Origin of the sequence: Pseudonocardia xinjiangensis, from assembly GCF_050948425.1 — a bacterium.
In the GTDB taxonomy this organism is placed as follows: Bacteria; Actinomycetota; Actinomycetes; order Mycobacteriales; family Pseudonocardiaceae; genus Pseudonocardia; species Pseudonocardia xinjiangensis.
Genome location: NZ_CP192009.1, coordinates 1618821 through 1633473 on the forward strand (window position 1 = coordinate 1618821; position 14653 = coordinate 1633473).

Below are 14653 nucleotides of genomic sequence, written 5' to 3' on the forward strand. Positions count from 1 at the left end.
CCTGTGGGGCGGCTGTGACTGAGCGGCCGCGGTCACCGTTCGGACCAGCGACGATCTGCCGTCCGCCCGGCACGGGCGGTCCGCCGGTCAGCGTCCGCGCGGCAGTGGTACCGGCGCGGGTACGGGGCCGGGGTGCACCACGCGCAGCGGCGTCGTCCGGGCGGGCGGGACGCTGGGGAGGTGCACGGTGAACGCGGTGCGGCCCGGGACGCTCGACACCGACACCGATCCGCCGTGTGCCGCCACCACCGCGTGGACGATCGCGAGCCCCAGCCCGCTGCTGCCGTTCGCCCGTGACCTCGACGAGGAGCCGCGCGCGAACCGCTCGAACACGTGGGGCAGCAGTTCGGGCGGGATGCCCGGCCCGTCGTCCACCACGTCCAGCCGGGCGCCGTCGGCCTCCAGGGCGAGTGCGACGGTCACGGCCGTGCCGGGCGGCGTGTGGGCACGGGCGTTGGCCAGCAGGTTGGCCAGCACCTGGGCCAGCCGCGAGGCGTCCCCGGGCACCGTCACCGGCTCCTCGGGGAGCGCGAGCTGCCACCGGTGGCCGGGACCGGCGGCGTGAGCGTCGCTCACCGCGTCGACGACGAGCCGGGTGAGGTCGACCTCGCGGCGCTCGAGCGGGCGACCGGCGTCGAGCCGGGCGAGCAGGAGGAGGTCCTCGACGAGCGTGGTCATCCGCTCGGACTGCGCGGAGATCCGCACCAGTGCGTACTCCGCGTCGGCCGGCAGCTCGCCCCGCCTGCTCAGCTCGGCGTATCCGCGGATCGCGGCCAGCGGGGTCCGCAGCTCGTGGCTGGCGTCGGCGACGAACTGGCGCAGCCGCGTCTCGCTGTCCTGGCGGGCCTCCAGCGCCGCGCCGACGTGGTCGAGCATGTGGTTGAGGGCCGCGCCGACCTGACCCACCTCGGTGCGCGGGTCGGCGGCAGGCACCCGCTCGACCAGCGAGACCTCGCCCCGGTCCAGCGGGAGCGTGCTCACCCGCCGCGCCGTGGCCGCCACCCGTTCCAGCGGCCGCAGCTCGCGCCGCACCAGCACGGCCCCGGCGAGGCCCGCCCCCAGCAGCGTCACCGCCGCGACGATCAGCTCGGTCGTCACGAGCCGCGCCACGGTGTCCTGCACCTGGCGCTCGGACAGGCCCGTGATGATCACGTTGCCGTCCGGGCCCGGCAGCGCCTCGAGCCGGTAGACGCCCAGCGAGCCCAGGTCGGCGCTCACCGGCGGGTGGTCCACGACGACGGTGGTCAGGTCGGGGAACTCCATCGGGGACACCGGCTGCACCGCCCCGTCACGCGTGTACACCCACGCCGAGACGACCTGGCCGTGGCGCAGTACGGCGCTGAGACTGTCGGGCGGCCGCAGGCCGGGCCGGTCCCCGAGGTTGGGCAGGGGCAGCGGGTTGCCCGCGGAGTCGACGCGGGCGAGCACCCTGCTCGACACCCGCAGGTCCCCGTCGAGCCTGCCGATGAGGAAGCCGCGCAGCGTGAGGACGGTGACCAGCGCGACCACGGCCGTCGCAACGGCGAGGAGCAGCAGCAGCGTCGCGACGAGTCGCGTCCGCAGCGAGCGGCTCCTCACCCCCCGGCCGCCGGTTTGAGCACATAGCCCGCGCCGCGCACGGTGTGGATCATGGGCGGACGCCCGGCGTCGATCTTCTTCCGCAGGTAGGACACGTAGAGCTCGACCACGTTGGACTGGCCGCCGAAGTCGTAGTTCCACACGCGGTCCAGTATCTGCCCCTTGGACAGCACGCGCTTGGGGTTACGCATGAGGTAGCGCAGCAGCTCGAACTCCGTGGCGGTGAGCTCGACGGGCGCGTCGCCCCGGCGCACCTCGTGGCTGTCCTCGTCCAGCACGAGGTCGCCCACCACGAGCTCGGAGCCCTGCCGGGCCGCGGCCATCCCGGAGCGGCGCAGCAGCCCGCGCAGCCGGGCCACCAGCTCCTCCAGGCTGAACGGCTTGGTGACGTAGTCGTCGCCACCCGCGGTGAGCCCGGCGATCCGGTCCTCGACGGCGTCCTTGGCCGTCAGGAACAGCACCGGCACGTCCGGGGTCTCCGCGCGCATCCGGCGCAGCACCTCCAGGCCGTCGAAGTCGGGCAGCATCACGTCGAGGACGACGGCGTCGGGCCGGAACTCGCGCGCGCCCCGGACGGCCGAGCTCCCGTCGGCGGCGGTGCGGACGTCCCAGCCCTCGTAGCGCAGGGCCATCGACAGCAGGTCGGAGAGTGAGGCCTCGTCATCGACGACCAGGATCCGGATCGCGCTGCCGTCGGCCCGCCGCAACGCCGTGGCCTGGTCCCTCATCGTCGACATGCTAGCCAGCGTCGCGCGCGGGACTGTGGCGCCGATGGGCGAAACCTGTGTGCCCGCTGTGGAACCGGAACGGCCGTCGCGTCGTCCAAGTGCGCATCGATCACGTGCGATCGACCGTACCCGAGGAGGGCGAGATGGACGCGTTCGACGGCTGGCCTGCCGACGCCACCACGTTCCTGGCCGAGATCACCGCCGACAACAGCCGGGAGTTCTGGGTGGCGCAGCGCCACCGGCACGCCGCCGCGGTGCACGCCCCGATGAAGGCGCTCGCCGGGGAGCTCGAACCCGAGTTCGGGCCGGTCCGCGTGTTGCGCCCGGTGGTCAACCGCCGGTTCCGGCCGGACGCCCCGCCGTACCGCACCGACACCGGTGGGGTGGCCACCAGCGCAGGGGGCTGCGCGCTCGCCGTCGTGTTGTCGGCCACGGCACTGTCGGTGACGGCGGGGCACTGGTCGTTCGACGCGAGCCAGCTCCGGCGCTACCGCACCGCGGTGCACGGCACGGCGGGGGAGGAGCTCGCCGGGCTGCTCGCCGGCGTCGGCGAGGGTGCGCTCGACCCCGGCCGTCCCCTGGTCGGTGCGCCGCGCGGCGTCCGGGCCGACCACCCGCGGATCGTCCTGCTGCGCCGGCGCGGGCTGCAGCTCACCCGGTCGCGGCCGGCCGGCCCCTGGCTCGCCACCCGCGAACCGCTGGCGTGGGTGCGGGCGCAGTGGCACGCGGCGGCCCCGGTGGTCGCCTGGCTCGACGAGCACGTCGGTGCGGCCGAGCGCGTCGAGCCGCAGCCCCGGCCCGTGCAGCCGGCCCCGGCGTGACCGCCCGGCTCACGAGAGCGCCGGTGGCGGTCAGGGCGTCAGCGGGCGCGCCAGTAGCCCGTGGCGTACACCCGGCGGCGGTCGAGGCCGCGGTCGTCGAGCAGGTGCTTGCGCAGGTCGCGCACGCAGGCCGACTCGCCGGAGAGCCACGCCTGCCCGGCGCCTGCCGGGAACGTCGCGGCCCGCACGGCCTCGGTCAGCGGGGTGCCCGGCTCCCGGTCGCCGCGGTGCACCCACCGCACGTCGGCCGTGCCGGGCAGATCCTGCTCCTCGACTGCGTCGGCCACCTCGAGGAACGCGAGTGCGGGCACGCCGGGGGGCAGGGCGTCGAGCACCGTGGCCACGGCGGGCAGTGCCGTCTCGTCGCCGATGACCACGTGGAACTCGGCGGCCGGGTCGGGCTCGAACCGGCCGCCCGGCTCCGAGACACCCACCCACGAGCCCGGCCGCGCGTCCCGGGCCCACGCCGCCGCCGGCCCGTGCCCTTCGTGGAGCACGAAGTCCACGTCGAGCTCGCCCGAGCGGGGGTCGAAGCGCCGCACGGTGTACGTGCGGATCGCGGGGCGGGGCTCGCCGGTGGGCCACAGCGGACCACCCGAGGTGGCCCGGGGCACCGCGGGCCGGTCCTGCCCGGGCACGGGGAAGAACATCTTGATCCGGCGGTCGGGCCCCTCGCCGCCGAAGCCGGCCAGCTCCTCGCCGCCGAGCGTCACGCGGACCATCCGGGGGGTGATCCGCTCGCTGCGCCGCACCTGCAGCAGCCGGGGTGCCGTCGTCGTCATCGTGACGATTGTGCCGCTGCGCCGCCCAGGGCAGCGAGGCCCGTCCAGACGAGGTCCATCAGGTACTCCGTGGCCTGTTCGCTGGTCACGCTCCGCGCGTTGCCGCGCCACAGGGCGAGCCGTTCGCACGCGCCGACGATCACCTGTGCCCATCCGGTCAGCCGCTGCGGGTCGGCGTCGGGCGCCTGGGCGGCGAGCAGGGCGGCGATGAAGTCGGTCTGCTGCGCGCGGATGCCCTCCAGGGCATCGCCCGCCACCGTCGACTCCGAGTACAGGAACGTCCAGGCCGGCTCGCGCTGCTCCAGGTACGCGAAGAAGGCCAGCGTCCCGCGCCGGAGCATCTCCTCGGGGCCGTCCGCCGACGCCGCGGCCGTGGTGGTCACCTCGAGCAGCTCGGCGCGGGCGCGCGCGATGCAGGCGAGGAGCAACCCCTCCTTGGACCCGAAGTGGGCGTAGAGCACCGGCTTCGTCACGCCCACCCGCTCGGCCACCATGTCCATGGAGGCGGCCTGGTAGCCGCGCTCGCCGAACACCGCGACGGCCGCGTCCAGGATCTGCCGCTCGCGGTCGGCGCGGCTCACCCGGCGGCGAGGTGTCCTGGGCTCCACGCGGCCAACCTACCGCAGGTAGGAAGGAACCTACCGGCGGTAACCTACTCGTGGTAACTTCCGGGGAGCCGTCGATCGGAGGAACAGGATGAGCGCGCCGACCGCTGACATCACCGTGGACATCGCGATCGTCGGCAGCGGTTTCGCCGGCCTCGGTGCCGCCGTCCGGCTCGCGCAGGCCGGCCGCAACGACTTCGTCGTCCTGGAGAAGGCCGACTCGGTCGGGGGGACGTGGCGCGACAACACGTATCCGGGCTGCACGTGCGACGTGCAGTCGGCCCTGTACTCGTTCTCGTTCGCGCCCAACCCCGACTGGACCCACCGCTTCGCCCGGCAGCCGGAGATACGCGCGTACCTGGAGGACGTCGCCGACCGCTACGACCTGCGCTCCCGCATCCGGTTCGGAGCCCGGGTCACGTCGGCCGAATGGACCGGAAAGCGCTGGACCCTGCGGATCGCCGACGGCTCCACCGTCAGCGCACGCGCGGTCATCTGGGCCCCCGGGGGGCTGCGCGAGATGTCGGTCCCGGACATCGAGGGGCTCGCGGAGTTCCGGGGCACCACGTTCCACTCCGCGCACTGGAACCATGACCACGACCTGCGCGGGCGCCGGGTCGCGGTGATCGGCACGGGCGCGAGCGCGATCCAGTTCGTCCCGGCGATCCAGCCCGACGTCGAACACCTCACGCTCTTCCAGCGCACCGCTCCGTGGGTGGTGCCCAAGCCCGACGGCGAGGTCTCGCCCCGGCTGCGTCGGCTCTACCGGGCCGTACCGCTCCTGCAGAAGCTCAAGCGCGCCACGGTCTACGCGCGCGGTGAGGCCGTGGTGGCCTTCTTCCTCCGCACGAGCCGCACGAAGATCCCGGAGAAGGTGGCGCGGGCCTACATCGACCGGGCGTTCGCCGACCGGCCCGATCTCCGGGCGAAGGTCACGCCCGACTTCGCGTTCGGCTGCAAGCGTGTCCTGCTCTCCGACGACTACTACCCGGCGCTCAAGCAACCGAACGTCGACGTGGTCACGGAGAAGATCGTCCGCGTCACGGAGTCCGGCGTGGTGACGGCCGACGGCGTCGAGCACGAGGTCGACACGATCATCTTCGGCACGGGTTTCAAGATCGCGGCGAGCTTCCTCGACTCGATGGCGGTCACCGGTCGCGACGGCGTGAGCCTGAGCGAGGTGTGGCGCGACGGCGTCGAGGGCTTCCTCGGCACCACGGTCGCCGGGTTCCCCAACTTCTTCGTGATGACCGGTCCCAACACCGCGATCGGGCACACGTCGCTGGTCGTGATGATCGAGGCCCAGCTGAACTACATCCTGGACGCGTTGCGGCTGCTCGACCGCACCGGCGCGACGGCCCTGGACACCCGCCGCGACCGGCAGGACGCCTACAACGCCGCCACGCAGCGGAAGTTCGCCGGCACGGTGTGGACGGCCGGTGGGTGCCAGAGCTGGTACCTCGACGAGGACGGCCGCAACCGCACCATCTGGCCGAACTTCACGTTCGTGTTCCGGCGCCGCACCCGCAAGGTCCGCCCGGCCGACCACGAACTGCTGGTGTGAGAGTGGATGCCGCGGGCCACCGTCAGGGTTTGAGGACGACCTTCTCGCAGTTGTCCTGCTTGTTCTTGAAGATCTCGAAACCGTGTTCCGCCTCGTCCAGCGCCAAGGTGTGGGTGATGATCCGGGTCGGATCGATCTCTTCGCGCTCGATGCGCTGCAGCAGCGGCTTCATGTAGCGCTGCACGTGACACTGCCCGGTCCGCAGGGTCAGCGACCGGTTCATCCACGCGCCGGCGGGGAACTTGTCGAGCAGACCGCCGTACACACCGATCACCGAGACCACGCCGCCGCTGCGGCACGACAGGATCGCCTGGCGCAGCGCGTGCGGGCGGTCGGTCTCCGACCGTACGGCCTGCTTGACCCGGTCGTACGCGGCGATATGCGCGCTGCCGTGGTAACAGACCTTCCGATTGACCGGAGGAGCATCCCGGGTAGACCGAGGGATGAACGCCTGGACCGAGGAACTCCGGTGCGGTGATTGTGCCCGGCCACCGGTGATGAGCTCATGACCCCCGACGAACCGCACCGCCCGGAGATCGTCGTCGGGCTGGTGGCGACCCCTCCGGACCACCCGGCCCAGGTTGCCGCGCGGCTCACCGCCGAACTGGCCGACCGGCTCGCCGAGCGGGTGAGCGCCGACGTGCGATGGACCGCCCGGCAAGGCTGGGGTGACGTGGCGCCGCGCCGCGACGGCGGCGCTGAGGCGCTGCTGGACGATCTTGCCCGCCGGCGCGCCGACGAGAGCTGGGACGTCGCGGTCTGCCTGACCGACCTGCCGCTGCACGCCGACCGGATGCCGCTGGTCGCGCAGACCTCCGCCCAGCGCCGAGTCGCGATGGTGTCTCTGCCCGCGCTGGGACTGCGCCAGCTGCAAGCCGTCCGCACGGTCGTCCCTGATCTTGTGGGCCGGCTGCTCACCGACTCTTCCGACCAGCGGGTGCCCCCGGCCGGTGGGGAACCGGCCGGGTTGACGAGCCGGGTCCCCGCCATCGGCGGGATGGTCGGCGAGGGCGACGCCGGGGAACTGCGCTACGTCGCTTCGCGGCTGATCGGCCGGGTGCGGCTGCTGATCGGAATGGTCCGCGCAAACCGCCCGGGACGCGCACTGCTGGGCCTGTCCAAGCTGCTGGTTGGCGTGCTCGGCACGGCCGCGTTCTCGCTCACCACCTCCACCATCTGGCAGGTGGGCGATGCGCTCGGTGGACTCCGCCTCACCGTGATCATGCTGCTCGGGTTGACCGCGCTGGTGGCGTGGCTGATCGTCGCGCACGATCTGTGGGAGAAACCGGACCGGGAGACACCGGCCGAGCTGGCCCGGATGTTCAACGTGGGCACGATCCTCACCCTCACCCTGGCCACGGCGGTGTCCTACGTGGTGCTGTTCGCCGGGACGCTGCTCGCCGCGGCGCTGCTGATCGACACATCCGTACTGGAACAGACTCTGCGGCGGCCGGTCGATGTCACCGACTACCTGACACTCACCTGGATCATCAGCTCGCTGGCCACCGTCGGGGGAGCGATCGGCTCCGGGCTGGAGGACGAGGAGACGGTGCGGGCCGCTGCCTACGGATACCACCCCGAACCCGGTGGCTGGCAGGACGAAAAGACCGGTGACCCGGCCGCAGGTCAGGCATCCCCGAGCCACGATCGGGCCGCCGGCTGAGCTGGTCGTCGGCACTCTTCGACGGCGACCTTGCAGACCATCTTCGCCCGGTACCACGTCGAGGGACCCGACCGGGTTCTCGTGGCAGCGCCCGCCCGGGCGGGACGGCCGTCGAAGGCCGTCGGCGACCGCTCTACGGTGGGAATCGTGGTCGATGCCGCCGTCTATGCCATCCCCATGACCGCCCGGTTCCGCGGCATCACCGTGCGGGAGGGGATGCTGCTGCGGGGCCCTGCCGGGTGGGGCGAGTTCTGCCCCTTCACCGAGTACGACGACGCGGAGTCGGCCCCGTGGCTGGCCGCCGCCGTGGAGGCCGCAGAGGAGGGCTGGCCGGAGCCCGTCCGCGACCGGGTGCCGGTGAACTGCATCGTCCCGGCTGTCGGGCCGGAGCGCGCGCAGGAGATCGTGCGGGCGTCGGGCTGCTCCACGGCGAAGGTCAAGGTGGCCGACGCGCCCGGCTCGCTGCCGGACGACCTCGAACGCGTGGCGGCGGTCCGGGACGCCCTCGGCCCCCACGGCGCGGTGCGGGTGGACGCCAACGCGCTCTGGGACGTCGACGACGCGGTCACCGCGATCCGGGCACTGGAGCGCGCGGCAGGCGGGCTGCAGTACGTCGAGCAGCCGTGCCGCACGGTCGAGGAGCTCGCGGCGGTGCGGCGCCGGGTCGACGTGCCGATCGCGGCCGACGAGTCGATCCGCCGGGCCGAGGACCCGCTGCGGGTGGCCGTCGCGGGTGCGGCCGACATCGCCGTGCTCAAGTGCGCCCCGCTCGGCGGGGTCCGCCGCGCGCTGGCCGTCGCCGAGGCGTGCGGGCTGCCGTGCGTGGTGTCGTCCGCGCTGCAGACCAGCGTGGGGCTGGCGGGGGAGCTGGCGCTGGCGGGAGCGCTGCCCGACCTGGACTTCGCGTGCGGGTTCGGCACCGGCGCCCTGCTGGCCACCGACGTGGTCGCCGACCCCCTCCTGCCCCGCGACGGCTGGCTCCCCGTGCTGCGCCAGGCACCCGAACCGGTGCTCCGCGATGCTGTGACCGCCGACCCCGAGCGCACGCGCTGGTGGCAGGACCGGTTGGCGCGGGTGACGGCCGCGGTGCACTGACCCCGGACCCGCGAGCGGGAAACGGGCGACTCGCGCGTCCGGAACGGGCGACTCGCGCGTCCGGAACGGGCGACTCGCGCGACCGGAACGGGCGACTCGCGGGCGGGAGGTCCGGACTCTTCCGCGAGTCGCCCCGAAACCGTGCGCGAGTCGGCCCGAAACCGTGCGCGAGTCGCCCGGATTCGGTGCGCGAGTCGCCCTCTCCGGTGGGTGACCCGGTACTCGCGCCGGCAGGGGCGGGGCCAATACGGTTCGGGGCGTGTCGGTACTGGTGGTCGGAGCGGGGCTGGCGGGCGTGGCGTGCGCCGTGGAGCTCACCGCGGCGGGGGTGCCGGTGCAGGTGCTGGAGCGCGCCGCGTCCGTCGGGGGCCGGATGGCCAGCAGGACGGTCCACGGGCGGCCCGTCGACATCGGTGCGGCCTACTTCACCGTCCGGGACCCGGAGTTCGCCGAGGTCGTGGCCCGCTGGCGGACGGCGGGCCTGGCCCGGCCGTGGACGTCCGAGCTCGCGGTGCTCGGCGACGGCACCCGCGGCCGGTCGCCGGGGCCGGTCCGCTGGGCGGCGCCCCACGGGCTGGCGAGCCTCGTCGCGGAGCTGGCATCCGGACTGACCGTCGAGCTGGAGCACGAGATCCACCACGTGGGCCCCGGGCCCGTGGTGGACGGCAGACCCGCCGACGTGGTCGTGCTCGCGATGCCCGACCCGCAGGCGCTGCGCCTGCTCGACCCGGCCTCGCCTGCCGTCCCCGAACTGGCCGGCCGGGAGTGGCGGCCGGTGATCACCGTCGTCGCGGGTTGGCCGTCGCGGGAGTGGCCGGAGATGCCCGCGGCGTTCGTCAACGACCACCCCGTCCTGTCGCTGATCGCCGACGACGGGGACCGCAGGGGTGACGGCGCGGCGGTGCTCGTGGCCCATACCACCGCCGATGCCGCCCGGCGGCACGAGAGAGACCCCGCCGGTGCCGTCGGGCCGGTCGTCGGGGCCGTCCGGGACCTGCTCGACGTGCCCACCGCACCGTCCTGGACCGCCGTGCACCGCTGGGACCACGCCGCGCCCGCCGCCGCCCGGGACCAGCCCTTCCACCTCGGTGACGACGGCATCGCCGTGGCAGGCGACTCCTGGGGCAGCTCGCGGGTGGAGACGGCGTGGCGGTCCGGGACGTTGCTGGGCCGGGCGGTGGCCGCCCGGCTCGGTGCGGCCCAGCCCCGCTGAGTCGCGGCAGGAGGAGCGGATCAGCCGGTCGACTGACTAGCGTCACCTCATGGCCGTTACCTCCGACGCGTCCGCCCCGCCCGATCCCGTCGTCGCCGAACTGCTCGCGGCGCTTCCCGCCGACCGCGTGCTCCTGGATCCCGACGTGATGGCCACCTACCAGCACGACGAGGCGGAGTGGGCGGAGTTCGGGCGGGCCGCCGCGGTGGTCCGCCCGCGCAGCACCGAGGAGGTCGCCGCGGTGGTGGCCGCGTGCGCCCGGCACGCCCGCCCGCTCGTACCCCGCGGTGCGGGCACGGGCCTGTCCGGTGGCGCCAACGCGGTGGACGGGTGCGTCGTGCTGTCCACGGAGCGGATGCGCGAGATCGTCGAGATCAACGCGGCGGAGCGGCTCGCGGTGGTGCAGCCGGGGGTCGTGAACGACGACCTGCGCGCGGCCGTCGCCGAGCACGGCCTGTGGTACCCGCCCGACCCCGCGAGCTCCCCGTGGTCGACGGTCGGCGGCAACGTCGCCACCAACGCGGGCGGCTTGTGCTGCGTGAAGTACGGGGTGACGCGCGACTACGTGCTCGCGCTGGAACTCGTCACGGCGGCGGGCGAGGTGGTGCGCGTCGGCCGCCGCACCGCGAAGGGGGTGGCCGGGTACGACCTGGCCGGGCTGATGGTCGGATCCGAGGGCACCCTCGGCGTGATCACCGAGGTCACCGTGAAGCTGCGGCCGCTGCGCACGAGCCCGCGGCGCACGGTCGTCGGGTTCTTCGACACCCTCGCCGCGGCGGGCGACGCCGTCTCCCGGGTCACCGCGCGCGGCGTGCAGCCCGCGGCGTTCGAGCTGATCGACCGGGTCTGCCTGCATGCGGTCAACGCGTGGAAGCACGCCGGCCTCCCGGAGACCGCCGCGGCGCTGTTGCTCGCCCAGACCGACCTCCCCGATCCGGCGGGACAGCAGGAGGCCGAGGCCATCCACGCCGAGTTCGTGGCGGCGGGGGCGAGTGACGCGATGCTGTCCACCGACGAGGTGGAGGCCGACGCGCTGTTCGAGGCCCGCAGGCTCGCCTACCCCGCGATGGAGCAGCTCGGTGGGGCGATCCTCACCGAGGACGTCTGCCTCCCGCGGGGCGAGCTCGCCGAGATGCTCGCCCGCATCGAGCAGATCGCAGCCCGCCACGACACGCCGATCGCAACCGTGGCGCACGCGGGCGACGGCAACCTGCACCCCATGTTGCTCACCAGGCACGGCGACGAGGCCGGGAAGGCACGGGCGCAGGCGGCGTTCGAGGACATCCTGGACGCCGCGCTGGAGCTCGGTGGCACCGTCACCGGTGAGCACGGGGTCGGCCTGCTGAAGCTGTCCGGGATGCGGCGCGAGCTCGGCCCGGAGGTCGTCGCGATGCAGCGGGCGATCAAGGCCGCCCTCGACCCGCAGGGAATTCTCAATCCGGGCAAGGTGGTCGGGTGACCCGTCTCCTTCCCCACCTTCACGACCCGCAGGACCGTCCCGCGTTGCGCTTCGGCGCCGGGGACTCGAGCCTCGCGCTGAGCTACCCGGAGCTGGCCGCCGCCGCAGGTGCCCTCGCCGGTTCCCTGGCCGGCCGCGGACGGGTGGCCGTGCACGCCACGCCGACCCTGCACACCGCGGTCGGGGTCACCGCGGCGCTGCTGGCCGGCGTCACCGCCGTGCCGCTGAACCCGAAGCTGGGGGAGCGGGAGCTCGGGCACGTGCTCGCCGACTCCGCGCCCGAGCTCGTGCTGACCGCGCCCGGCGCCCGGCTACCCGGCCCGCTCGCGGCACTTCCCCGGCTCGACGTCGACCTGGCCGGCTCCGGGGCGGTGCCTGCCGGGGAGCCGCCTGCGAGCGCCCCCGCCCTCGTGATCTACACCTCGGGCACGACCGGTCCGCCCAAGGGAGCGGTGCTGTCCCGCGGCGCCGTCGCGTACAACCTCGACGCGCTGGCCGACGCGTGGGCGTGGACCGCCGAGGACCTGCTGGTGCACGCGCTGCCGCTGTTCCACGTGCACGGCCTGGTGCTCGGGGTGATCGGGCCGCTGCGCCGGGGTGGCAGCCTGCACCACATCGGCACGCTGGATGCGCCCACCCTGGCCCGGGCGGGCGCCACGATGGTCTTCGGGGTGCCGACCCAGTACCACCGGCTGGCCGACCAGCTCGAGACCGACCCGGACGCCGCTGCCGCGGTCGGCCGGGCGCGGCTGCTGGTGTCCGGCTCGGCGGCGCTCACCGCCGTCGACCACGCCCGGTTGCGCCGCGCCACCGGGCTCGCGGTGCGCGAACGGTACGGGCTCACCGAGACGCTGATCCTCACCGCCGCCCGCGCGGAGGACGAGCCGGAGCCCGCCACCGTCGGGCGGCCGCTGCGGGGCACCGAGGTGCGTCTCGCGCCCCTGGCCGGGGAGCAGGCCGACGGGCTGGGCTCCGTCGAGGTGCGCGGGCCGGGGCTCTTCGACGGCTACCTCAACCGGCCCGACGCCACGGCCGCCGCGCACACGGCGGACGGCTGGTTCGTCACCGGCGACATCGGGCGCTGGACGGAGAGCGGCGTTCTGGCGCTCGTGGGACGCAGCGCCACCGACCTGATCAAGTCGGGCGGCTACAAGATCGGCGCGGGGGAGATCGAGAACGCGCTGCTCGAGCACGCGGGCGTCGCCGAGGCGGCCGTCGTCGGAATGCCCGACGACGACCTGGGAGAGCGGATCGTGGCGTTCGTCGTGCCGGCCGGGGTGGCGCCTGCCGAGCGGGAGCTGGTCGACCACGTCGCCGCTTTGCTCGCTCCCCACAAAAGGCCCCGGGAGGTACGGTTCTGCGAGGCGCTGCCCCGTAATGACATGGGCAAGGTGATGAAGGCCCGGCTCCCGCGGGACTGAGGCGCCGGTTGGTGCGGTCGAGTGATCCTGGCCGCAGACGGCTCTACGGACCGATTGACGAAACGTCACTGGGGGCACCCGATCGAATGACGGACACGACGACGCGCACCTGGAACCGCACCTACCGCGGACCCGCAGGCACGGGAGCTCCCCGCCTCGCGGCACTGCTCGGCGTCCATCGGGACGAGGCCACGCCGCAGCAGGTGCTCGAGACGGAGCGGTTCGACACCGACGACCATCGCCTCAGTGCGGCCGACATCCGGCTCACCCTGCACCGCGGGGGGGAGGAGCAGGACCAGTGGCACCTCGACCTGCCGGACGGCGACGAGGCCGAGCAGCTGCGTGTCCCGCTGGCACCCGACGCCGGGGCCACCCCCGAGGTGCCGGCCGAGCTTCAGGAGCTGATCCGTGGGGTCGTCCGTGACCGCGCGGTCCGGCCCGCCGGCCGGATCCGTCGCGTACGCACGGAGACCCGTCTGCACGGCGACGCCGACCGGCTGCTCGCCGTGGTCGTGCACGACGACGTCACGCTCGCCACCCTGGGCCGGGCCACCGAGGTCGAGGCCTGGACCGAGGTGGAGCTGCACCGGGCGGAGGCCGACAACGCGCTCATCACCGAGCTCGAGAACCGGTTCGCCGAGAGCGGGCTCCGCCCCGCCGCACCTGCTGCTGAGGAGGAGCTCGAACGCCTGCTCCGTCCGGCACCCAAGGTCCGCAAACGGCGCAGTGGTCCGCGCGGCTCGGCCGGAGCGGTGTTGCTGGACTACCTCGCCGCCCAGGCCGACCGGCTGGCCGCCGAGGAGCTCCGGGTGCGCCGCGGCGGCCCCGACTCCGTCCACCAGCTGCGCGTCGCGTCCCGCCGCATGCGCAGCGCACTGCAGGCCTACCGCCCGCTGCTCGACCGCAGGCGCACCGACCCGATCGTCGACGGCCTCCGGGAGCTGGGCCAGGAGCTCGCCCCGGCCCGGGACGCCGAGGTGCTGCACGAGCGGATCTCCGACGGGCTCGCCGGGCTCCCGCCCGAGCTGCTGCTCGGGCCGGCGCAGGCGCAGATGACCAGGCACTTCGCCCGCGTCGAGGCCGAGGCCACGGCCGCGGTGCTCACCGCACTGGACGGCGAGCGCTACGCCACGCTGCGCACGGCGATCGACGCGCTGCTGGAGCGGCCTCCGCTGACGAAGCGTGCCGCCCGGCCCGCCCGCAAGGAGCTGCCCGCGCTGGTGGCGCGCACCGCCAAACGGCTGGAGGACGCGGTCGGCATCGCCACCGACCCCGCGGCGCCTGCCGACCACCGCGACGCCGCGGTGCACACCGCCCGCAAGGCGGGCAAGCGGCTCCGGTATGCCACGGAGGTGGCCGAGTCGGTGGCCGGGAAGGACGCCAAGCGGTTCGCGAAGTCGCTGAAGGGCTTCCAGTCGGCGCTCGGTGAGCACCAGGACACCGTGGTCGCCCGCGAGGCACTGCGTGAGCTGGGCTCCCTGGCCCACCCGGCCGGGGAGAACGGCTTCAGCTTCGGACTGCTGTACGGGCGCGACGCCGCCCGCGCCGAGCAGATCGAGCGCGAGCTCCCGGAGTTGTGGGCGACGGCCTGGTCGCGCCGCAACCGCCGCTGGCTCCGCTGACGTCCCACTCGCCTGCACCGGACGGGCGACTCGCGCGTCCGAAACGGGCGACTCGCGCGTCCGAAACGGGCGACTCGCGCGCGCGAAACGGGCGACTCGCGC

General features: G+C 74.3%; 13 protein-coding genes. 8 read left to right on the forward strand and 5 right to left on the reverse strand.

Annotated features, from left to right (window positions below):
- Window positions 1-87: 87 nt before the first annotated feature.
- Both ACQPZA_RS07745 and ACQPZA_RS07750 read right to left on the reverse strand, forming a co-directional pair.
- The gene (locus tag ACQPZA_RS07745) at window positions 88-1578 is read right to left on the reverse strand and encodes a sensor histidine kinase (protein ID WP_344017157.1); all 1491 of its coding nucleotides are present in this window, start codon (window positions 1576-1578) and stop codon (window positions 88-90) included.
- Window positions 1575-2306 (reverse strand): response regulator transcription factor, encoded by a 732-nt coding sequence (locus tag ACQPZA_RS07750; protein ID WP_407692202.1) that lies wholly within the window; start codon window positions 2304-2306, stop codon window positions 1575-1577. Before ACQPZA_RS07750 ends, ACQPZA_RS07745 begins: the two co-directional genes overlap by 4 nt.
- Before the next feature lie 143 nt (window positions 2307-2449).
- On the opposite strand from ACQPZA_RS07750, the gene ACQPZA_RS07755 reads away from it, so the two are divergent.
- Window positions 2450-3127, forward strand: coding sequence for a DUF2461 family protein (locus ACQPZA_RS07755; RefSeq protein ID WP_433279612.1), 678 nt, complete (start codon window positions 2450-2452; stop codon window positions 3125-3127).
- Window positions 3128-3165: 38 nt separating this feature from the next.
- Here the strand turns inward: ACQPZA_RS07755 and ACQPZA_RS07760 are convergent, their stop codons facing one another.
- Window positions 3166-3909 (reverse strand): siderophore-interacting protein, encoded by a 744-nt coding sequence (locus ACQPZA_RS07760; protein WP_433279613.1) that lies wholly within the window; start codon window positions 3907-3909, stop codon window positions 3166-3168.
- The gene (locus ACQPZA_RS07765) at window positions 3906-4517 is read right to left on the reverse strand and encodes a TetR/AcrR family transcriptional regulator (RefSeq protein ID WP_433279614.1); all 612 of its coding nucleotides are present in this window, start codon (window positions 4515-4517) and stop codon (window positions 3906-3908) included. Before ACQPZA_RS07765 ends, ACQPZA_RS07760 begins: the two co-directional genes overlap by 4 nt.
- An 88-nt stretch (window positions 4518-4605) precedes the next feature.
- On the opposite strand from ACQPZA_RS07765, the gene ACQPZA_RS07770 reads away from it, so the two are divergent.
- Window positions 4606-6078, forward strand: a complete 1473-nt coding sequence (locus tag ACQPZA_RS07770; RefSeq protein ID WP_433279615.1) for a flavin-containing monooxygenase — start codon at window positions 4606-4608, stop codon at window positions 6076-6078.
- 22 nt (window positions 6079-6100) lie between these two features.
- Here ACQPZA_RS07770 and ACQPZA_RS07775 read toward each other — a convergent pair whose 3' ends face one another.
- On the reverse strand, window positions 6101-6604 hold the full coding sequence (locus ACQPZA_RS07775) for a hypothetical protein (protein ID WP_433279616.1): 504 nt from the start codon (window positions 6602-6604) through the stop codon (window positions 6101-6103).
- On the opposite strand from ACQPZA_RS07775, the gene ACQPZA_RS07780 reads away from it, so the two are divergent.
- From ACQPZA_RS07780 to ACQPZA_RS07805, 6 genes are all read left to right on the forward strand, one after another.
- On the forward strand, window positions 6584-7741 hold the full coding sequence (locus tag ACQPZA_RS07780) for a 5,10-methylene-tetrahydrofolate dehydrogenase (RefSeq protein ID WP_433279617.1): 1158 nt from the start codon (window positions 6584-6586) through the stop codon (window positions 7739-7741). The two genes, ACQPZA_RS07775 and ACQPZA_RS07780, sit on opposite strands and share 21 nt — an antisense overlap.
- 147 nt (window positions 7742-7888) lie before the next feature.
- Entirely contained in the window at window positions 7889-8836 is a 948-nt protein-coding gene (locus ACQPZA_RS07785) for an o-succinylbenzoate synthase (RefSeq protein ID WP_433279618.1), read from the forward strand.
- Window positions 8837-9095: 259 nt separating this feature from the next.
- Window positions 9096-10049, forward strand: a complete 954-nt coding sequence (locus tag ACQPZA_RS07790; protein ID WP_433279619.1) for an NAD(P)/FAD-dependent oxidoreductase — start codon at window positions 9096-9098, stop codon at window positions 10047-10049.
- Window positions 10050-10098: 49 nt separating this feature from the next.
- Window positions 10099-11508 (forward strand): FAD-binding oxidoreductase, encoded by a 1410-nt coding sequence (locus ACQPZA_RS07795; RefSeq protein ID WP_433279620.1) that lies wholly within the window; start codon window positions 10099-10101, stop codon window positions 11506-11508.
- A complete protein-coding gene (locus tag ACQPZA_RS07800) occupies window positions 11505-12929 on the forward strand; it encodes an AMP-binding protein (RefSeq protein ID WP_433279621.1) in 1425 nt (474 codons plus the stop codon). The genes ACQPZA_RS07795 and ACQPZA_RS07800 overlap by 4 nt, the downstream gene beginning before the upstream one ends.
- A gap of 86 nt (window positions 12930-13015) precedes the next feature.
- Window positions 13016-14551 carry a CHAD domain-containing protein gene (locus tag ACQPZA_RS07805; RefSeq protein ID WP_433279622.1) on the forward strand — a complete coding sequence of 512 codons (1536 nt, stop codon included), beginning with the start codon at window positions 13016-13018 and terminating at the stop codon, window positions 14549-14551.
- Window positions 14552-14653 lie beyond the last annotated feature (102 nt).